The 21090-nt window shown below is 41.3% G+C and carries 12 protein-coding genes; 5 read left to right on the top strand and 7 right to left on the bottom strand.

Going from position 1 to position 21090, the window contains the following annotated elements; all coding sequences use genetic code 11:
* Positions 1 to 436, bottom strand: a 436-nt coding sequence (locus HWQ37_RS16495) for a ScyD/ScyE family protein (protein ID WP_292748720.1), incomplete at its 3' end; no start/stop codon positions are given.
* Positions 437 to 1006: 570 nt separating this feature from the next.
* Here HWQ37_RS16495 and HWQ37_RS16490 point away from each other — a divergent pair.
* A complete protein-coding gene (locus HWQ37_RS16490; RefSeq protein WP_292748719.1) occupies positions 1007 to 2503 on the top strand; it encodes a glycosyl hydrolase family 57 in 1497 nt (498 codons plus the stop codon).
* A gap of 307 nt (positions 2504 to 2810) precedes the next feature.
* On the opposite strand, the gene dnaG is transcribed toward HWQ37_RS16490, so the two are convergent.
* The gene (dnaG, locus tag HWQ37_RS16485) at positions 2811 to 4742 is read right to left on the bottom strand and encodes a DNA primase (protein ID WP_292748721.1); all 1932 of its coding nucleotides are present in this window, start codon (positions 4740 to 4742) and stop codon (positions 2811 to 2813) included.
* 165 nt (positions 4743 to 4907) lie between these two features.
* Between dnaG and tftA the strand changes: the two genes are divergently transcribed.
* From tftA to HWQ37_RS16470, 3 genes are all read left to right on the top strand, one after another.
* On the top strand, positions 4908 to 6260 hold the full coding sequence (gene tftA, locus HWQ37_RS16480) for a hormogonium tapered terminus morphoprotein TftA (protein ID WP_292748718.1): 1353 nt from the start codon (positions 4908 to 4910) through the stop codon (positions 6258 to 6260).
* A 373-nt stretch (positions 6261 to 6633) separates the two neighbouring features.
* A complete protein-coding gene (locus tag HWQ37_RS16475) occupies positions 6634 to 6846 on the top strand; it encodes a hypothetical protein (RefSeq protein WP_292748716.1) in 213 nt (70 codons plus the stop codon).
* A 159-nt stretch (positions 6847 to 7005) separates the two neighbouring features.
* Complete coding sequence (locus tag HWQ37_RS16470) at positions 7006 to 9606, top strand: BsuBI/PstI family type II restriction endonuclease (protein ID WP_292748715.1); 2601 nt, start codon at positions 7006 to 7008, stop codon at positions 9604 to 9606.
* A 259-nt stretch (positions 9607 to 9865) separates the two neighbouring features.
* On the opposite strand, the gene HWQ37_RS16465 is transcribed toward HWQ37_RS16470, so the two are convergent.
* From HWQ37_RS16465 to HWQ37_RS16450, 4 genes are all read right to left on the bottom strand, one after another.
* Positions 9866 to 11710, bottom strand: coding sequence for a tetratricopeptide repeat protein (locus HWQ37_RS16465; RefSeq protein ID WP_292748714.1), 1845 nt, complete (start codon positions 11708 to 11710; stop codon positions 9866 to 9868).
* 124 nt (positions 11711 to 11834) lie between these two features.
* On the bottom strand, positions 11835 to 12605 hold the full coding sequence (locus HWQ37_RS16460; RefSeq protein WP_292748713.1) for a WecB/TagA/CpsF family glycosyltransferase: 771 nt from the start codon (positions 12603 to 12605) through the stop codon (positions 11835 to 11837).
* 236 nt (positions 12606 to 12841) lie between these two features.
* Entirely contained in the window at positions 12842 to 13909 is a 1068-nt protein-coding gene (locus HWQ37_RS16455; RefSeq protein ID WP_292748712.1) for a glycosyltransferase family 4 protein, read from the bottom strand.
* Positions 13910 to 14022: 113 nt separating this feature from the next.
* Positions 14023 to 14205 carry a hypothetical protein gene (locus HWQ37_RS16450; protein WP_292748710.1) on the bottom strand — a complete coding sequence of 61 codons (183 nt, stop codon included), beginning with the start codon at positions 14203 to 14205 and terminating at the stop codon, positions 14023 to 14025.
* Between the two features lie 525 nt (positions 14206 to 14730).
* Here HWQ37_RS16450 and HWQ37_RS16445 point away from each other — a divergent pair.
* Complete coding sequence (locus tag HWQ37_RS16445) at positions 14731 to 16233, top strand: acyl--CoA ligase (protein ID WP_292748708.1); 1503 nt, start codon at positions 14731 to 14733, stop codon at positions 16231 to 16233.
* Positions 16234 to 16263: 30 nt separating this feature from the next.
* On the opposite strand, the gene HWQ37_RS16440 is transcribed toward HWQ37_RS16445, so the two are convergent.
* Positions 16264 to 20979, bottom strand: coding sequence for a GAF domain-containing protein (locus HWQ37_RS16440; protein ID WP_292748706.1), 4716 nt, complete (start codon positions 20977 to 20979; stop codon positions 16264 to 16266).
* Between the last annotated feature and the right edge of the window lie 111 nt (positions 20980 to 21090).

Below are 21090 nucleotides of genomic sequence, written 5' to 3'. Positions count from 1 at the left end.
TTTTTCCTAAGTCAGTGTTACCTAATGTGGCGCGAAATGTGGGATTTGAACCATATCCAATTGCAATATAGGGCTTACCAGTAGCATCAAATTTGATATCTTGAGGCCCAGAAGTATCAGTACCATCTGGTAATGCTAAAGAAGGAAGTCCTGTAAGTATACGTTCTTGCGTACCATTTCCAATTTTAGTTACTGCACCAGTTGTGCCATAACATAAAGATTGGTTTGCAACGCTTGGCGAAGGAACACAAGCTCCTTTTCCACCTGTTCCTGCTTCTGTGACGTAGAGGCTGCCGTCAGGGCCAAAAGTTAAACCCCGTGGGTTATTAAGACCATCGGCAATTACCGAAAATGATGCCGCCTCTGCTGCTTTCATTCCCGAAAAAGCAACAATACAAACACTCAGAAATGTAATTCCAAATTGTTTTAGTTTCATTAGACCGTCCTCAAATTAAATTTGCGTAAAGCATAGAAGAGAAAATTTTATCTTGATAAATACTAATATTTACTGTGTTTTGAATTTCTTAATTTCGAGTTGTATCATACCATTTCCAAAAATATTTGCAACATAATGAATCGGCTGTAGGGGCGTACAGATGTACATTGGTGTCAACTTAAGCTGAAAGTTAGTTAAGAAAAAGCGTTCTAGAGTTGCCCTCATCCCCTAACCCCTTCTCCCAACATGGGAGAAGGGGAATTGGAGAATTATGCTCCCCTCTCCCAATTTGGGAGAGGGGCTGGGGGTGAGGGCAAAACTCATGCAGTCAGGAGATTTCAGCTTTAGTTGACACCAATGACAGATGTACGCCTCTAGTAACAAAATTAAATAGAATTGATGTATATTTTCAAACATTTTCTATACAAGTGTAATATCCTAACTATTGAACTACAGAGATATTGCAGGACTACAAGGCGATCGCAGTTTACATCAATACATAAAGTTGCAGATCAGAAATTGCTGTGCGATCGCATAATTTAGACATACCTTGTTTCGGAGCAATCAGAAATGCTTTCCTTCCCCACAACCCTGACTCCTTTGCCCGAAATCATTGATGGCTTGCCAAATATTTCTGGTTGGGAAACAGAGGTTCTCTCTGTGGTTAACCAAGATCGACCAGTATTTTTACCAACAACGAATATCCGCTTAGAAGATGTAAATGCTGTGTTTGCGATCGCCTTGCACATGCACCAGCCAACTATACCTGCTGGAAATGGCGGTACACTCATCAGCAATCTGCAATATATGTTTGAACATCCCAACGAGGGGGATAACCATAATGCAGATCCTTTTGCCCATTGTTATAGCCGCATGGGAGACTTGATCCCCGAACTTGTAAGTCAAGGTTGCAATCCGCGTGTAATGTTGGATTACTCCGGTAATCTTTTGTGGGGACTGCGGCAAATGGGGCGCGATGATGTTCTCGATAATCTTAAACGGATTACTTGCGATCGCACCTATCAACCTTATGTAGAGTGGCTGGGTACAATGTGGAGCCATGCAGTTATTCCTTCCACACCCATAGCAGATATTAAATTGCAGATCGTCGCATGGCAACATCACTTTGCGGCAATTTTTGGCTGGGAAGCACTAGCGCGAGTCAAAGGATTTTCGCCCCCAGAAATGCACCTACCAAATCACCCTGATGCTCTCTATGAATTTGTGAAAGCGCTGAAAGAATGTGGATATCGCTGGTTACTTGTTCAAGAACATTCTGTAGAAACAATTAGCGGTCAATCTCTTACCCACAAACATTTACCACATCGTCTAATTGCTCGTAATTCTCAAGGCGAAACAATTAGTATTACAGCCTTAATTAAAACCCAAGGTTCAGATACTAAATTAGTTGCCCAAATGCAGCCTTATTATGAAGCCAAAACCTTATCAAAACAACAAATTGGGAGTGTATTTGTGCCACCAATAGTTAGTCAAATTGGTGATGGTGAAAATGGCGGTGTGATGATGAATGAATTTCCTAGCGCTTTTAAACAAGCTTGGTGGGATATGGTCAATAACGGCGGAGGAAAATCAGGTGTTGTTGGGATGTGTGGTACAGAATATTTAGAATTAATCGAAGCTGCTGGATGCAAACCTGAAGATTATCCAACTTGTCAGCCAGTGGGACAACATCAGATTTGGGAGCGAGTTTCACCAGATAATAATCAACCGGAAGCTGTAGAGAATGCGATTCAAGAATTAAAGCAAACAAACTCCAATTTTCATCTGGATGGAGCCTCGTGGACAAATCATATCAGTTGGGTAAAAGGATATGAAAATGTGTTGTCTCCCATGTATCAATTAAGCAGTTTATTTCATCAAAAATTTGATCCATTACTGCAAACTGAATCAGCAGAACCGATCGCAAGACAATCTCAATACCGTAACGTTCTTTTACATAACCTTTTGCTGCAAACTAGTTGTTTTCGTTATTGGGGACAAGGTGCTTGGACTGATTACGCACGGGAAATTTACCAACGTGGCGAAAATTTATTGCAGATGAATTGAACTGCAAATAAACTACCGATTTGAAATGTCTGAAACCCTTAAAAATACGTAATTACGAATTACGCCTAGCTGCACTAGTAGTCTGTCCCAAAAGTTTTGAGAGGTTAGTGGTGTTCAGATCCCCGACTTCTTCAAGAAGTCGGGGATCTAGCAGCCCCACAAATAGAAAACTGACAGACCACTAGCCCCAAGGGTGGTTTCATACAAGCAGAGAAAAACTAATCCAACCTACAATTTTTCATAAGGGAACTCCAAGAAATAAATAACTTCACATTAAATTGGTATTAGGTTTGGCGTGAGTGCAAAACTACAATAACTCGGTGATGGAAAATAACCGTTGTCGGTCTATTTGTTGCAGCTTGATTTTTTCAGCGTAGAAAGCTTGATAATACGATTGATAACGCTCTGGTTCTGCTTCTGGATCGGTTTGTTGCCATAATTCTAAAAAGTGGCGATAGCGTTTTTCCATCATCACCAAATCCATGCAAGCGATCGCAGCTTGAACTACTTGCGGAGTCCGAGGTATTTCTATCTTCCATTTCTCGTTCAGATGAAACAGATGCAACACTAATCCCAAGTCTTCTGATAATTCTAAATATATGTTTTCCAGAGTTGAAATTAAATCTACCTGTTCCACTGGTATATCTAAAATCTGTTGCCATAAAAATCGGTGGTGGGAAAGACTAAATTGCAAATCTCGCTCCTCTAGTTCGTCAATAATCGTTTGACGCTGTTCGGGACAATGCAAGTAAATTCGTAGCAATAACGCCTCTGCGTGTTCTAAAAGGCTGCGTTCTGTGGGGAGTGGGGAGTTGGGAATAGGGAGTGGGGAAACTTTGCTACCTCCCCATGCTTTTTTCGCTGATACAGGCTTAGAATATGTAGCTGCAACTGGAGCAATTTGAGTTAGCAGATTTTCGACTCGTAGGGGTATAAGTCTGGTATCTCCTAAGCTGAGTATTTCTGCACAATAAGAAACGTAATAATTTCGTGTATCGCTGTTAGCTATATTTTTAAGTAATTTGACTAATTGCTGAGTTACTTGCTGAAAATCAGTAGCCTGTTTTAAGTCCTGGTCTTGAATAATTTGTTGAATCTGCCAGTCTATCCAAAGTGGAGCATTTTTTAACAGTTCTCCATACTCTTCTGGAGTGTGGCTATGCAAATATTCATCAGCATCTTTGCCATTGGGTAAATTGAGAATCTTTAGCTGAACTTCGCCTTTATATGCTAATTCCGCAATTTCACCGATCGCTCGTTCGGTTGCATTGGTTCCAGCTTTATCAGCATCAAAGTTGAGTACTAATTGTTTCGATTCGGTGTAACGTAATACTAGCCGTACTTGTTCTAAACTTAAAGCTGTACCGAGGGAAGCGACGGCATTATTAATACCAACAGCATGGAGAGCGATCGCATCAAAATATCCCTCTACCACCACCACTTGATCGAGTTGAGAAATCCCACCTTTGGCTCGATCGAGGGCGAATAAGGTTTTACCTTTACTAAAAAGTTCGGTTTCTGGTGAATTCAGATATTTAGGCTGTTCATCAGTCAAAGTTCTCCCACCAAAGGCAATGACGCGCCCTTGAACATCACGGATCGGAATCATCAAGCGATCGCGGAATACATCATAATACCCGCCCCCTTCCTTCCGTGGCTTAATTAATCCCGCTTTTTCCAGAATTTGCACTGGGTAATGTTTATCATCCACTAAATAACGATAGAGAGTTTCCCAACCTGCGGGGGCAAAACCTAAACCAAATTGCTGTATAGTTTCTTCTTTAAATTGGCGGTTGGATTGCAAATATTGAAGTGCTTTTTGCCCTTGTGATTGTCTCAGGGCGTGTTGATAAAACTGGGCGGACGTTGCGAGAACTTCATATAACTGCTCGCGCAAAGATAGCTGACGCTGTAATTCTTGACGTTGTTCGGGTTCAAGAGTTTGCACAGGTACTTGGTAACGCCGTGCTAAATCCAGCACCACATCAATAAAAGAACGCTTCCCCAACTCCATCACAAACTTAATCGCATTTCCCGCAGCTAAACAGCCGAAGCAATAGTACATTTGCTTGGTTTGGCTGACGGTGAAGCTAGGAGATTTTTCATCGTGGAAGGGGCATAAACCGACAAAATCCTTGCCACGTTTGCGTAAAACTACGTATTCCGAGACGACATCTACAATATCAGCCCGTAGTTTAACTTCTTCAATTGTATCTGGGTGCAAGCGGGGGATTTGCATGGCTTTGTCATTAGTCATTGGTCATTGGTCATTGGTCATGAACTTTGGAGAAATACCAAAGGACAAATGACAAAAGACTTCTGATCGCTATTATATTCTTGTTGCTAGACCAAGCATGATGTATAGAATTGCTTATACTTAATTTTATCAGAGGAAATACTGAAAATGGGACGTATTTTTATATCGGCGGCTCATGGAGGCAAGGAAGCGGGAGGAATAGATCAAGGTGCGATAGCAGGTGGTACAAGTGAAGCGAAAGAAATGATTCTGCTGCGGGATTTGATTGTCACAGAATTAAGGGCGCGGAGTTTGGAAATTTTAGCGGTTCCTGATGATTTGAGCGCCGCCCAAACGATCGCCTGGATCAACTCTCGTGACCGCCGGGGTGATGTCGCTCTAGAAATTGCATCTAATGCGGCTAGCAGCCCTTCTGTGCGTGGGGCTAGCGTCTTTTTCATTGCTAATAATAGCGATCGCAGGAGTAATGCTGAACAGTTGTTAGTGGGATTATTACGCCGCGTACCGCAATTACCGAATCGGGGAGTCAAGCCAGATACAGATAGTGGATTGGGCAGTTTAGCATTCTGTCGCCAGACAACACTTCCAGCTTTGGTAATACAAGTGGGGTTTCTCAGCAATCCAGAGGATCGAGCTTTGCTGCAAACTCGTCGCCGCGATTTTGCTTTGGGAATTGCCGATGGCTTGGTAACTTGGAGTCGTGTAATTGACCCCACCCCAGGAACTCCAGCCGAACAAAATTATCCACCAATTAATATTAATATTAATGGACAAAGTTACACAGAACAAGGGATTTTAGTTAATGGTAATGCTTACATTCCTATTGATTTAGTAGACCTTCTGCGGATCGATCTTTCCAAAGCGGCTAATGTCAATCGGATTACATATCACAAAATAGTTTATGTCAAAGGAATCGAACTGCGAGATTTTAATGTTGCAGTCAATTGGGATGCGGCGACACGTACTGTTAGCTTACGCTCAAATTTGGTGGTTTGCCCCGGTCAATTTTCGCGGGTAATGTCAAACGGTAATACTTCCGAAGTTCAGTTACAATTATTTCTGAGAAATAATAATGAAAATGCTTTAGCAAAGTTTCCTGACATTCCAAAACTCTATCGGGAAGAAGCAGGTATAGAGGGAGTGAGTTATGATATTGCCTTTTGCCAAATGTGTGTAGAAACGGGATTTTTACGGTTTGGTGGTGATATTAAACCTGAGCAAAATAACTTTGCTGGCTTAGGTGCAATCGGTGGTGGTTCGGAGGCTGCGTCTTTTCCCAGTGCCAGAATTGGAGTTAGGGCGCATATCCAACATTTGAAAGCTTACGCTAGTTTAGAACCTTTGGTACAAGAAGTAGTAGATCCAAGGTTTCGCTTTGTTACACGTGGAATTGCGCCATTAATCGATCAGCTATCAGGGCGGTGGTCAGCAGATTTGGATTATGGTACAAAGATTTCCGCCATGCTGAAAAGATTATATGAATCAGCAGGACTTCTGTGAGTATTGAGTAACTTATTATAAGTAGGTCTGCGTCAAAATTTGTAGTTGGAATAAAGCAAGAACGCTCTAGCCTAGTTAATCTTTATTCACATAGTTTGATTTTATTATGCCAACCTACTTAGCATTTTTTTAAGGGTGTTGTTACCTAGAATAAGATCCAGTAAATTTCTGTTGAATACTCCAAGTAAAAATTTATAGACTCATGAAATTTCAGTGGGATGCAAACAAAGCAGTTAGTAATGCCGAAAAGCATAGTGTGTCTTTTGAATCAATACAGTTCAAATAAGCCGAAAACACTTGTAGAGACGCGATAAATCGCGTCTCGAAAACCCAAAATTGTTGTCAGTAGCTCTTAACCCAAGCGTATTGGAATATGAATCAGGAACCTGAAATGACCGTCAATGAAGACATGAGACCTGAATATGATTTTTCAGGTGGTGTCCGTGGCAAATATTACGAAGCGTATATGCAATCGAGCAATGTTGTAGTTCTTGATCCAGACGTGGCGGAAATCTTTCGAGATTCAGCTTCTGTTAATGAGGCGTTGCGATTGCTTGCAAAAATTGCGAAGGCATCGGCAGCATAACCAAAACTTACCCAAATAATAGCCGAAAACTTGATTTTTAGGTAGGGGCAATTGATGAATTCGCCTACGGTGGCGGAACGCGATCGCAAACCTGGTCTGTTTCAGCATAAGGATGCCGTAAAGTTATTCTAAACGCGATCGCAATTAAGAAGACAGACCGTGATCCTCCCATCAAGCAGTAGAGCATTCGTAGCAAGTCATAACAGTAGTTTGGAGTTTACCAGCCTTGCAAAACTATCAAGTGGAAACTTGCTTGCAGAAGTGGATCTTCGTCGGGCTGTAGTAAGTTTAAAGCTAAGGCAAGCCAAAAAAGGGTCAATGGGTCAATTTTTGACTCCCGCCTCAGTAGCCCAATTGATGGCTGGGATGTTTAAGCGGCTGGATTTGCCGGAAATATCCTTGCTGGATGCTGGAGCCGGGATCGGTTCATTACTAGCGGCTTTTGTGGAAAAAGTATGCCAGCATCCACAACACACGTCAAGTTTGCACGTTGTAGCTTATGAAATTGACCCTTTGCTAATTGGATATTTGCATCAGACTCTAGAGTTATGTGAGAGGGAATGTAAATATGTGGATATTTCCTTCCATTACGAAATTCGTGAGACTGATTTTATCGAAGATGCAGTCAGGCTGCAAAAGCTTGGTTTATTGAATAGTGCGATGCCTACGGCGGTAAACTACGCAACAGAATTTACTCATGCTATTCTCAACCCGCCTTATTTGAAAATCAATGCTAATTCCAAAGTGCGCGAATTGCTGCGTTCCATCGGTTTGGAAACTAGCAATCTTTATACTGGTTTTATGGCTGCTACAGCACAACTTCTAAAACCAAGTGGGGAGCTTGTAGCGATTACCCCACGCAGTTTTTGTAATGGGCCATATTTTCGTGACTTCCGCAAGATGTTTTTAGAGATGATGGCTTTAGAGCAAGTGCATCTTTTTGAGTCGCGTCAAGAAGCATTTAATGATGATGATGTGTTGCAAGAAACTATTATTATCCAAGCTAAAAAACAAAAGCATAAGTCTAGTAGCGTAATCATCAATAACAGTTGTGGCGCTAATGATGACTTGATACTGTCACACTCTGTACCATATTCGGAGTTAGTTCACCCCGATGATTTAGAGCAGTTTATTCATATTATTCCAGATAAGATTAGCCAGCAAATCGCTCAAATGATGGCACTTTTCACCTGTACGTTGAACGATTTAGGGCTAACAGTTTCAACCGGACGGGTAGTCGATTTCCGAGCAAAAGATTATCTAAGAAAAAATTTAGAAAACAATACCGTTCCTTTAATTTATCCGGTAAATTTATCGAATGGATATGTAGAGTACCCAAAAATAACTAAAAAGCCACAAGCGATAATGCATATAGAAGAAACAGCAAATCTTCTGATTCCAAATGAACATTACGTTATATCCAAAAGATTCTCAGCGAAAGAAGAGAAGAGGCGTGTTGTTGCGGTGGTTTATGATGCCAACCAATTTAATTATGCCTATGTCGGCTTTGAAAATCACTTGAATTACTTTCACAAAAATGGGCGTGGACTTAGCCTTACCTTGGCTCGTGGGCTTGCTGTTTATCTCAACTCAACCCTAGTTGATGCTTTTTTTCGGTTGTTCAATGGCCATACTCAAGTCAATGCAACAGATTTGCGTAAATTAAATTACCCTAATTTGTCACAGCTATTGTTGTTAGGAACGGGGATTAAAGAGCAGTTTCCTTCTTTGCAGGAAATTGATGAACTTATAGAAAATCAACTACTGAAAATGTCGAATCTGTCAGATAATAATCCAATTGCAACTAAGTCTCGAATTGATGAAGCGCTGCAAATATTGACACAATTGGGCTTTCCACGATCGCAGCTTAACGAACGGTCAGCTTTAACTCTCTTGGCGTTGCTTGATTTAAAACCGACAGACTCTTGGCAATTAGCCACTTCCCCTTTAATGGGAATTACGCCAATGATGGACTTTATGGCTCAACATTATGGCAAAGCCTATAAGCCTAACACACGGGAAACAGTTCGCCGCCAGACAGTGCATCAATTTCTGGATGCAGGTTTGATAGTTGTTAATCCAGATGATTTAAGCCGCCCTACCAACAGTCCTAAAACTGTATATCAAATCGAGGAAAGTGCGCTTGAACTATTAAGAACCTACGCCACTGACGAATGGAAAAAGAGCATCTTTACTTACCTTGCTTCAGTTGAAACTCTGAAAAAGCAATATGCTCAAGAGCGCGAAATGTCTCGTATTCCGATAGTAATTGCAGGGGAAATTAAAACTTTATCGCCAGGTGGTCAGAATATTCTAATTGAAAAAATTATTAATGATTTTGCCCCTCGTTTTACTCCTAATGGAAAGCTCATCTATATTGGTGATACAGATGAAAAGTTCGCCCATTTTGATGAAGCAGCATTGGCAGATTTAGGCGTTAATATTGATTCCCACGGCAAAATGCCAGATGTAATCATTCACTTCACAGCAAATAACTGGTTGGTGTTGATTGAAGCTGTAACTTCGCACGGGCCAATTAATCCTAAACGGAAAAAGGAACTTGAAGTGTTATTCCAAGGTGTCCAAATACCTGTGGTGATGGTAACAACATTTATCAGTCGTAAGGCAATGGTGGCATATCTGCCAGAGATTGCTTGGGAAACAGATGTTTGGGTTGCTGAAGATTCAACTCACCTGATTCATTTCAATGGTGAATATCTATTGCAAGCTTACCAAAGAGAAAAGAAGCAAACTTCCTGAATATACGAAAATACGCTTGGTGTTAGTAATATTTTGCCCCGTAATATTCCCCCAACCCCCCCATTTTAAGGCTTGCTCTAGTTCCCTCCTTTTTAAGGAGCATAACGTTAAAACTACTTTAAAACCTCGTTCTGGCTGGAAATGCACCTCATTGCGGCTCTGCCGCAAGTCTTGAGGCGGAGCCTCCTATAGGCATTCCCAGTCAGAGACTGGGAACGAGTTAATGTCTCATTTTTTATACGTGAATCCAATTACTTTCTTACATATCTCGTTTGTATTCTTCTAACAATTGCGGAATGTGATCGTACCCATCTACACCGATAACTGCAATAATTTTCGGGCGATGTTGCTCTAAGAACTTTTGGAAAGCTTCTGCCCCTATTTGTCCTTGTAAAATTGTCAGTAATCCTGCTGGTTGTCGCCACTCATTAGAAGCAATTTGCTCTAAAAGATACATTCCTAAACAGCCTGTGTAAACAGTTTTTTCGGAATTTTGTAGATGATAATAAGCTTCTGCTAAATAAGCTAAGTTTCGCCCTTGCAAATACAAATCACCGGAAACTTGCGCTGTTTTAAAGCCATCTTCAAGATATTTAATTGCCGTTTGGTGTTCTCCAATTACTAGATAGGCAATTCCTAAACTGCTGACACATAAGGCCTTACTTTGAAGATCGCCTAATTTTTCTGATAATTTTAAACCTTGTTCCAAATAATTAATTGCGGCTTCATAAGTTTCTGGTTCTAAGTTTTCCAGTTCTTGAGCTTGCATGACTTCGCTGTAACCTAAATTTACCAGCGCGTTTGCTTCTCCTGTGCGATCGCCAGCTTGCCGACTTAATATTAATGCTCGCTGACTATAGTTAATTGCCTCAGCATAATTTTGCTGTTGTACGTAGGTGCGGCTGAGGTGGTTGAGATTGGCAATTTCACAAGTGCGATCGCTAGCATTTCTGGCTATTTCTAGCGCTTGCTGATGAAAATCAATGGAGCGCTGGTATTGTCCCAAAGCACGTTGAGAATAGCCTAAAAGGGTCAAAATTCGCGCCTTTTCTTGGGTTCCCTCGCCTCGTCGCAATGGTTCATCCAAATAATCTAGGGCATCTCGTAAATAAGTGCCAGTAAAAGAGGCAAAAATCCCACCATAAAAGGGAAAATAGGGACGCTGGGCAAAGGTTCGCAAAATCTGGAGCATGATTTGAGAACAGGCATCGCTGTATACTGTCCCAATGCTCTTAAAACCACTTGCTAGCTGACTCCAAATCACTGCAAAGGTCAAGAATGTGGAAATGGACAACTTTGGCCCGGCTTTAACATCGTAAGCTTGTTGGTCAAACCAGTTAATTAGTCCCCGTTGCAAGAACTGTAAAATCAATGCCATTTCCACCCAATCTCTAAGGGTGATGCCTCGTTGTCGCTCGGCAAATTCTATTGCTGATTCTTCCCTAGCTAAGGTGCGAAGCAGTGCTTGGGGTAACTCACTATTGAGTTGTTTCGCCCAACTTGCCCAAGGGCCACGTTCTCCCGGTACGCCGCCAAATCCCAGAGATTCTTTTTTCTCGTACATCCAACTGAGCAGGTTATCTTGCAATCGCCCCCATGAAGCTAAACCACGGGTAATCCCTTCAGAAAATTGTTCTAAATCAGCATCCGCCTGAGCAAATTGCTGTAATGCTTTTGATAATTGCTGTAGCTGTTGTAAATTTAGCGGATACTTCTGATTGGGATCGCTAACTCGGATAAATGTCGCTAGACGCTCGTCAGCCGCAACTGTGGTAATTTCTGCAACTGCGGAGGCGATCGCAACTGTTGCTTTATTTTGCTCTTGCCAGCGTTGCCATTGACTTTGGATGGTCTTAATGGCTCTCAAACTGCGAGTCGCCTTGGCTTTCTTGAGTTCGTCTTGTTCGCTATCTACTTGACTTTGGAGAGAGTTCAAGCGATCGCTCAAAGCTAACTCAAAGACTTCCCCTGTACCGGAAGTAATTCCTTTAAGCAGCATTTGATACACTTGTTCTACAGAGCTAATTTTGCCCTTGAGGGTGGTTTCGACAATTTCATCGATTAAGGCAAGATAGCGATCGCTTAATGGCAGAGAGTCTGGCACTTTGGCTACTGGGAGAATGTCACATCAATTCTAATTCTAGTCTTGGCAGCAGACATAGGGGAAACAATTGGCCACTTTTGAGCAGTCAAGGTCATAACAAATGCAAATTTTAGAAAAAATTCATTTAGCGATTTGTTATCATTCCTTGAGTGATTCGTTGTTTCAGTACACGATAAAAAAACAATGGAATGCCGACAATATAACGGTCTGATAGACGAGTAGGTTCAGTAACTAAGCGTGTTAACCACTCAAGACCACTATCCGTCAGCCAACGTGGGCCGCGATATGTAGAGTCAGTATAAAAATCTAGACAAGCACCTAAAGGTAAAAATACAGTAGTTTCAATTTTATTAAAGTTATCTACAATCCAGCGTTCCTGTAACGGCATACCAAAACCAATATATAAAATATTCGGTTGGAATTTATTAATTTTTTCTATTACTAAGTCATTCTCTTTTCCTGATTTATCAAAATAACCATGATGTCCTTCTACCCGTAAATTAGGCGCAATTGCCATTAACTTAGTAATTGCCTTATCCACTACACCGGGTTTTCCAGCTAACAAAAATAAAGAAAGGTTTTCTTTCTCACATTTTAATGCTAAATCTTCTATGTAATCTGGTGCGGTCATTCGATGTGCAGATTGCACTGAATAACCGTTGAATCTAGCTCCTACCAATACACCAAATCCGTCACAAAATACTAAATCAGCCTTATTCAAAAAATCTCGATACCAAGACTTTTCATAAGCAAAGTTCATTGCTCTGATATTCACGTGTCCGACAACTGTCTTTTTTTGGCTTTTTGCCGCTTCGACTAAATAATCAACTAATTCTTGTACTTGAACTTTATGGAATCTTGTATTAAATAACTTTACTTCAGGAAAAGTTTTCATTTCTGCACCTCATTTATTAGCCAGTATACCAAGCTGAGAACAATCCAAACACCAAAAGAATAATATCTCTATTGCTCCCCCTGCTTTTTCCTAATATTAAATTCATCCTTTTCAACGCTTATTATTCTTATATAGAAGAAATTAAGTAGTTTTTAAGTTTGATATTTAATATCTAGCGTCAGTCACTTTAATATCAAAATAGCATTATAAATAACTTATTTTTATCCAAATTGTTATCAGTCTATAACTTCTGCATAAATGCATTTCAAAGATGTAAGATAATTATTTATGTCTAAGTGTTTAACTCTGACTCGTGCATTATTTCCCAGAGATATTCTCAGATTTTCGTCTGCAATTAAGGATTGCATTGCCTCTGACAATTGTTGAATATCTCCTGGATTAACTAATAAACCATTCTGGTTTTGAGTAACTATTTCGGGTATTCCTCCCACTGCGGTAGTGATAACCGCCAAACCCCAACTCATTGCTTCTAGTAGTGCCATAGGCAGACCTTCGTTGTAGGAAGGTAACACAAATACATCAGCTTTAGTTAAAAGATCATCACGTTTTTCTTGGTCTACCCAATCAAGAATAGTGATGTGGTCAATAAGATTTAGAGTCGGGATCAAACTACGAGCTTGTTCGACATCTCCATCCCCTGCTATCACCAACTTAGCTTGACTTTGTTGAGCAACAGGTATAGAAGCGAATGCTTTAATTAAATCAAATGCACCTTTGCGCTCACCAATCCGCCCTAAAAATAAGAAAAATATCTGTTTAGAATCTATTCGCTGTGGGATTTGCGCGGGAATTTTTACCGGGTTAGGGAGAACAATAACTTGCTCTGGCTTCAAACCAAGATTGTCAATATAGAATTTTTTCCAGCTATCTGATAAAACAATGAAACGGGTAGATTTACAAAATGACCAACTTAGCCACTGCTTAAGCAATTGAGGTAATTTAGAGTAAAACAAATGAAAATCAGCACTATGAGTATGAATAATTACTGGTTTTTGAAATAGCCAACCAATAAGAGTGGTGATTGAATGACGAAAAGCGCTACCTCTATCTGAAACATGGATATGAATTAAGTCAGCTTTTTGGTTGAATAAGTTCCAAAATAACTCACTTATTGCTTGCAAAAACACTAACACTTTATGGACAGCAGAACCATTCGGTAAGGTAGTAATGTGTTTAATTTGAATATCAGAGGTAGTTTCTTCAAGAATGAGCTTTTCCACAGAAACTATTCCACCTTGGCGATCTAAACTTTCGCCCAACATAGTAATTTTTATGGGACTCATAATTGCTATTAATCTGTTTTTGAGATTTAGCCCAAAGTTATTTATATAAACTATCAGAACAAACTTCTTCTAGTTTATATCCAAAGGCAAGGCATTTTCCGAGCTAATGCTACTTATTCTATCTGCTGGCGCGATCGCGGCTCCACAGATTTATTCTTCAATGTACACTTTCCTGATTTTACAGGACGATCGCCATCTAAAATTCTGCCATAAGAAGCGTTATGAGGATGAGGATGTTTGAAAAGTATGTTGTTAATAACAAAAGACCATAAACTTAACCCTCTTTTTACTTCCAATGAGAGTATGACGGTTATAAATCCTCTCAGGAGTGTGGGAGAGGTTTAGAGAGAGTCCTATAGTAGACTTCTTGCAACTTTTTAAACATCTAATTAAACAACGCCAACTTTTGAGCTTTGTAGACTATATCATGTATCACGTCCAGGTCAAACATAATCTACGAGAAACTGCTGATAAAACTAGAGAAAAACTTAAACTGCGTCTACCTTAAAAACCGTAGCTTTTGGAATGATGGTAAAGCTTAGAACACAAGCTACAACAGAATAATAGTATATTATTCAAAACTCTAGGTTTCAAAATAGACGGAGTTTAACTGAGGAAATAGCCATTATAAAGCGGGTACGTAAGGATACATGAAAAACTTCTTACCTTGGTTCCCCTGACTCCTCTATTCGCACAGCGTTAATTGTAGCAGAAGTGATCAGTGCCGGGGTAACTTCTGTCTGATTTCCCTGCTTTTTCCAGCTAGAACGGCACAATTTTTTGTGTAAGCTAAATCATGTATTTACAGGCCGGAAAAACTAATGAATTTATTTGAGCTTTTAGTAGGAGAAGACAATCATCTAGCCCTAGTTACACCTGAAGGGCGATCGCTAACCTATAAGCAATTGCGCGAGAATATTCTTGGACTGGTATCCCAACTCAACAGCTTTGGATTGAAGCGGGGAGAACGCATTGCCATTGCCATGACTAACGGTTCACCAATGGCGATTACCTTTTTGGCTGCGGCCTTATGTGGCACTGCTGCACCTTTAAATCCTAAATACAAACAAGAAGAATTTGCCTTTTACTACCAAGATACCCAAGCAAAAGCACTGATTACCTTGTCTGATGGGCCAGAAGCAGCGATCGCCAGTGTCACACCCGATATGATGCTGATTAATGCCAAGGTAAACGCTGACGGCACATTAAGCTTTGAACTGGGGACTGGGGACTGGAAACTGGGGACTGGGGACTGGGAAAATTTGGTTGGGGACGATGATATAGCAATGATTCTCCATACTAGCGGCACTACCAGTCGTCCCAAGCGTGTGCCGATTCGTCATCGCAACTTAATCGCTTCAGCCGGCAACTTGATTAGTGCTTACTCACTCACAGCATCTGATACTACACTTTGCCTAATGCCTCTGTTCCATGTTCACGGATTGGTGGGCTGTTTGCTGGCAACTATGGCATCAGGCGGTACGTTAGTTTGTCCCAATGGTTTTAATGTCTTGGAGTTTTGGAAACTGGTAGATACTTACAAACCCACTTGGTACTCCGCAGCGCCAACCATGCACCAGACAATTTTGGCACGCGCTAGCCGCAACACAGAAATTGTCAAAGCTAACCGCTTTCGTTTCATTCGCTCTAGTAGCGCTTCTTTGCCGCCGATTATCATTGAACAACTAGAAGAAACTCTTAATGCTCCCGTGGTGGAAGCTTACAGCATGACTGAAGCATCTCACTTAATGACTACCAACCCCTTACCACCAAAAGTCAGGAAACCAGGTACTGTAGGTTATGGCTTTGGTGTGGAAGTGGGCATTATGGACTCTGAAGGCAACCTGTTATGTCAGGGAAGCTTGGGCGAAGTGGTGGTAAAAGCACCCAATGTTATAGATGGCTACGAAAACAACCCAGAAGCTAACGCCACTGCTTTTGTAAATGGTTGGTTCCGCACAGGGGATCAGGGTACTGTGGATGCAGACGGCTACCTCCGCTTGACTGGACGGATTAAAGAATTGATTAACCGGGGTGGGGAAAAAATTTCTCCTTTAGAAGTGGATGATGTCTTGCTGCGCCATCCCGCCGTCGCTGAAGCCTTGGCCTTTGCCGTTCCCCACAAATCTTTAGGAGAAGATATCCACGCGGCTGTGGTTTTAAAAGCAGAAGTTAGCGAAAAAGAACTTTTAGCTCACTGTGCAACTATGCTGGCAGATTTTAAAGTTCCTAAGCAAATTCACATTTTAGATCGACTACCTCATGGTGCTACCGGCAAACTGCAACGGTTGGCGATGGCGAAATTACTAAATATAGGGGAGTAGGGAGTGGAGAGAATTTTTAATTTTTAATTCTTAAGGCTTTTTTTTGATTAAAAAGTATTGAATGGAGTTGACAAATTCTTCTAATTCTGAAACTAAGTTAGTAGTATCTTTAAAGTCTCGATCGCTAGCTAGTTGTTCTAGTTGGTTAGCTATTAAATACATAGCTGTGGCTCCAATGTTGGCACTAGCACCTTTAAGGTGATGAGTTTCTCGCGCTATTTGCCCAAAGTCATTAGCCGCGATCGCTGTTTTAATTATCTCTAAACGGGGTTTAATATCTTCAACGGATAATTGCAATAGATTTAATTCAAATTCCCGATCGTTTCCTGATATCCGATGCAATTGTTCCCAATTAATTGCTAGATCAACTGTGTCGTCGTTATTTGTGGTAGAAACTGTTTGCTCATTCACACCTGCCTCTTGTTGAGAACCGATTACACCTATCCAATGCTCTAAAGTCTCAGCTAATTTTTCTTTAAATACTGGCTTACTTAAATAGTCGTCCATGCCGGCATTTAGACACGTTTGTTTGTCTTCTTTCATGACATTAGCCGTCATCGCAATCACCACCGGACGACGACCCAGGGCAAAGGCATTTTCTTGCCAACGATGAATTTCTTTTGTGGTTTCCAAACCATCCAGAATTGGCATTTGGCAATCCATTAAAATCAAATCGTAAGGAATTTTTTCTAATAGCTGTAAAACTTCCTTTCCATTAGCAACGACATCAGCTTTATAGCCCAAACTCTGGAGTTGCTTCAAGGCTACTTTCTGATTCACCAAATTATCTTCGGCTAAGAGAATTCTTAACTTGGATTTAGTAGAGGAGTTCGGGGAAGAAGTAAGAATACCGGAATTTTCTGTACTCGGAATTTCTTCTGTAGCCTCTAGCCTTTTGCCTCTAAACCCTTGTTCTGATTCCGGTTGAATTTCTAAAATATTTACGATCGCATCAAGGAGTCGTGATGGCTTAATGGGTTTGACTAAATAAGCCGCAAATCCGATTTTGAGCGCCTGTTGCACTTCATCCCGTTGATTAGTAGAGGCGAGCATAATCAAAGGGATCTCAGCAATTGCAGAATTGGCTTGAATTTGTTCTTTTATGGTCATGCCATAAGTTTGCAGTATTTGGATATCAACCAAGGCAAGATCGTAAGATTTCCCCTGCTTGCTAGCTTGCTGAATAACTTTCAGGGACGCAGCAATACTGTCAGCTCGATCTACCTCCATTCCCCAATGAGTCGCTTGATGGGAGATAATTTTGTAACTAGTAGCGTTGTTATCCACCAATAATAAACGGCGATCGCGCAAAAGTCCGCGATCGCTCTTAGCGTTGGCATTCGCGTAGCGTGTCGCAGACAAGCCATCGCATTTTGGCTCGACAGGCTCAACTTGCTTGGTAAAAAGCACCTCAAACCAAAAATTAGATCCTTTATCCATCTGACTTTCTACCCCAATCACTCCTCCCATCAAGGTTACAAGTTGTTTGCAGATGGCTAATCCCAAACCAGTACCACCATACTTGCGAGTGGTAGAAGCATCCACTTGGGTAAATGGTGTAAAGAGTTTGCCTTGGTCTTCAGGGCTAATGCCAAGACCTGTATCTGTAATGGCAAAATGGATGGTGGCTGTAGTCGAGGAAAGCGAACGCAATTCGGCTTGCACTAATACTTCGCCAGCGCTGGTAAACTTGATCGCGTTGCTGATTAAGTTCATCAGAATTTGTCGCAGCCTACCAGTATCTCCTTTAAGTTGAGTGGGAACGTTGCGATCGATTAGTGCGGCAATTTCTAATCCCTTGTTATGGGCTGAGGGAGCCAATAATTCCACTACTTCTTCCACACAAGTGGATAAGTCAAAATCGAGAGTTTCGAGAGCCATCTCTCCAGCCTCAAGTTTGGAAAGATCCAAAATCTCGTTGATTAAACTTAAAAGAGCGTCTCCACTACTCCGAATTGTCTCAATAAAATCTCGCTGTTCTGCGTCTAAGGCAGTATCTAACACCAAACCGGTCATTCCCAATACAGCATTCATCGGTGTCCGAATTTCATGACTGATATTTGCCAAAAATGCACTTTTCGTTTGAGAAGCTAATTCGGCTTGACGACGGGCAATTTCTAGTTCTTGTCGCTGACGAGTTTCTGCTGCTAATAGTTGGGCTTGGGTTAAAGCAATACCTACTTGATCGGCTATTTGCCGCAAAAGATGAGTTTCAAAACTAGACCAATGGTAGGAATCGTCACATTGATGAACTATCAGTAAACCACGAAGTTCTTCTTTGACAAGAATAGGCACAACCAAATTGACTTTGACTCCAAACTCTTGCATTAATTCCAGATGGCTTTGTTCAACTTCCAACAGATCCAAATTATCCAGTCCGAAAATCTTGCCTTGACGGTACTGCTGTAGATAGTACTGTTGGAGATATTCTGCTTGAAAGTAGGGGGCGGTGTTGTCTTGCTCTTTGATTGCTGGTAAGCCAGAAACTACTGCTTCAATAACGTTGTTTCCAGAGTGATCTGGCAAAAGCTGATAGATTAAAACTCGGTCAGTCTTGAGAATCTGTTGTACTTCCTCGACAGTGATTTGGAGAATTTCTTCGATTTGTAAAGACTGGCGAATTTTCAGGGTGATTTCGGTAAATAGTTGCGATCGCAAATTTTGGCGTTGTATTTCTTCTTCAGCCTGTTTACGCTGGATAAATTGTCCCACTTGCTCGCCGATAGAATTCATCGTTTTGACTAAATCTTCATCAAGCGCCTGAATTTCACGGTTGAAGCAGGTAATCACACCGAGGATTTTGTTACCACTGCGGATCGGAAAACCAAAAGCTGCGTGTAGTCCGACTTGAGCAGCAATTTTGAAGTTAAGGAAATTAATATCTTTAGCAATATCAGCAATCCAAACAGGTTCAGAGGTAGCCCAAACCTGACCCGGTAATCCACTTCCGCGTATAAAGGTAGTTTGCCGCCTCAGTGTTGCAAATTTTTGCATCTCAAGGGATGGTTTATGCCATATATCGAGAAAACGCAACAAATTTGTCTGCCCATCCACCATCCAAATTTCACCCAAATCCCATCTCAAACTTTCACAGATTCCTTGTAAGATTTGGCTAGTAGCTTCGCCGATTGTGGTGGACTCAGCTAAAACGCGGGTGGCAGCATATTGTGCAGTTAGATGCTGTTGGGCGCGTTTGGCATCAGTGATATCAATGCCAGTGCCAACGATATATTCAACACAGCCCTCGTAGTCTTTTAAAATGGTACTCGACCAGGCAATCAGCCGCCGACTACCATTCTTCATTACCCAATAACTTTCGTACTCATTGGGGAATTGACCAGTTAGCATCTGCTCGAAAACTGCTTTGACTGGCTCTATTTCTTCAGGAGGTAGAAACAAGTTCCAGCTATACCTACCCCTCACCTCATCAAAGGAGTAACCAGTTATTTGCTCACAGGCTTGATTGAAACGAACGATTTGCCCTTGAGAATCAAACACTATTACCAACGCACCGACTGTATCAACCACTGCTGAGATAAAGTTGCGTTCTTGATTTAAGGTTTCTTCTGTCTTCTTCCGCTCAATAACCTCACGATAGATGAAGTAGTAGACGATGGCAAGAACGATAAAACTTAAGCAAATAGCGATCGCAAGTGTCAGAATTGTGTTACGACTCTTGGCTTTTTTTGCTTGTGACTGTTGTTGGAGTCGTCCTCTGTCCTCGTTTTCTATCTCATTGATCGCTTTGCGGATATCATCCATGAGATTTTGTTGGTCGTTTCTCAGCAGTACTTGCAACGCCGCCTCTAATCCCTTCTTCTGGCGCAATTCGATAGTCTGTTTTAGTTCACTAAGTTTAGCCGCGATCAGAAATTCAAGTGTCGCAATCTGCTTTTGTTGATTCGGTTGATCTGCCGTTAAACTCTTCAGCTTGGCAATTTCTTGATCGACATTACTAAGTGCTGTTTCATACGATTTTAGATAAAGTTTTTCTTCAGTGAAGATGTAACTACGTTGTCCAATCTCAGCATCCTTTACCTGGGACAGTATTTTCTCCAGGCTGTTAAGTTTTTTATAAGTATGTTTTACGATACTGCGATTAAAATTAGTAAATACCCGTGTATTTTGATAATAAATCACCCCAATCAGAACTAAAATTACTGACGACAAACCAAAACTTACTGCAATCTTTTTAAAAAATTGCTTGCGTACACTCTGCGTCTGATTGCTTTTCTTGGTAACAAGTACTAAACTTGCTAAATTCCGGCGCAATTCCAGTTGCTTAATGACTTGACGACCTAAAGTTCGTAATGCCTCCAGTTGTTCTGGATTAAGTTCTCGTGGTACGTAGTCAATTACACATAGGGTTCCGAGCGCATATCCTTCAGGGTTAGTCAGAGGTACACCAGCATAAAACCGAATATTTGGGTCAGATGTTACCAGTGGATTAGCAGCGAACCGTTCGTCATCTGTTGCATCAGGCACAACCAAAATATCTGGCTGGAGAATGGTATGCGCACAGAACGCGAAATCTCGGTGTGTTTCTGGGGCTTCCATTCCGACTCTAGACTTGAACCATTGGCGATTTGTATCAATCAGGCTAATTAAGGCAATAGGAGTCTGACAAATATACGAGGCTAAACGAGTCAGATCGTCAAAGGTGGCTTCCGATGGCGTATCAAGAATCTTATATTGCAAAAGTGTCTCGATTCTCTGTGCTTCGTTATCAGGTAATGGTGCTTTCATCCTTAAGCCTTATCTACATTCTGGGAAGTGGGGAAGGAGCAGGGGGGATGAGGGAACAGGGGAGGCAGGGGAGGCAGGGGGAGAAGAATTAATAACCAATGCCCAATGCTC

This window comes from Nostoc sp. NMS4, from assembly GCF_017115095.1.
Classification (GTDB): Bacteria; Cyanobacteriota; Cyanobacteriia; order Cyanobacteriales; family Nostocaceae; genus Nostoc.
This window is presented reverse-complemented; position numbering and strand designations above follow the sequence as displayed.

Coding starts and splice junctions, on each gene's coding strand:
- HWQ37_RS16455 (WP_292748712.1), bottom strand. CDS start 13,909: ATGAGTCCCATAAAAATTACTATGTTGGGCGAAAGTTTAGATCGCCAA.
- HWQ37_RS16440 (WP_292748706.1), bottom strand. CDS start 20,979: ATGAAAGCACCATTACCTGATAACGAAGCACAGAGAATCGAGACACTT.
- HWQ37_RS16445 (WP_292748708.1), top strand. CDS start 14,731: ATGAATTTATTTGAGCTTTTAGTAGGAGAAGACAATCATCTAGCCCTA.
- dnaG (WP_292748721.1), bottom strand. CDS start 4,742: ATGCAAATCCCCCGCTTGCACCCAGATACAATTGAAGAAGTTAAACTA.
- HWQ37_RS16490 (WP_292748719.1), top strand. CDS start 1,007: ATGCTTTCCTTCCCCACAACCCTGACTCCTTTGCCCGAAATCATTGAT.
- HWQ37_RS16475 (WP_292748716.1), top strand. CDS start 6,634: ATGAATCAGGAACCTGAAATGACCGTCAATGAAGACATGAGACCTGAA.
- tftA (WP_292748718.1), top strand. CDS start 4,908: ATGGGACGTATTTTTATATCGGCGGCTCATGGAGGCAAGGAAGCGGGA.
- HWQ37_RS16460 (WP_292748713.1), bottom strand. CDS start 12,605: ATGAAAACTTTTCCTGAAGTAAAGTTATTTAATACAAGATTCCATAAA.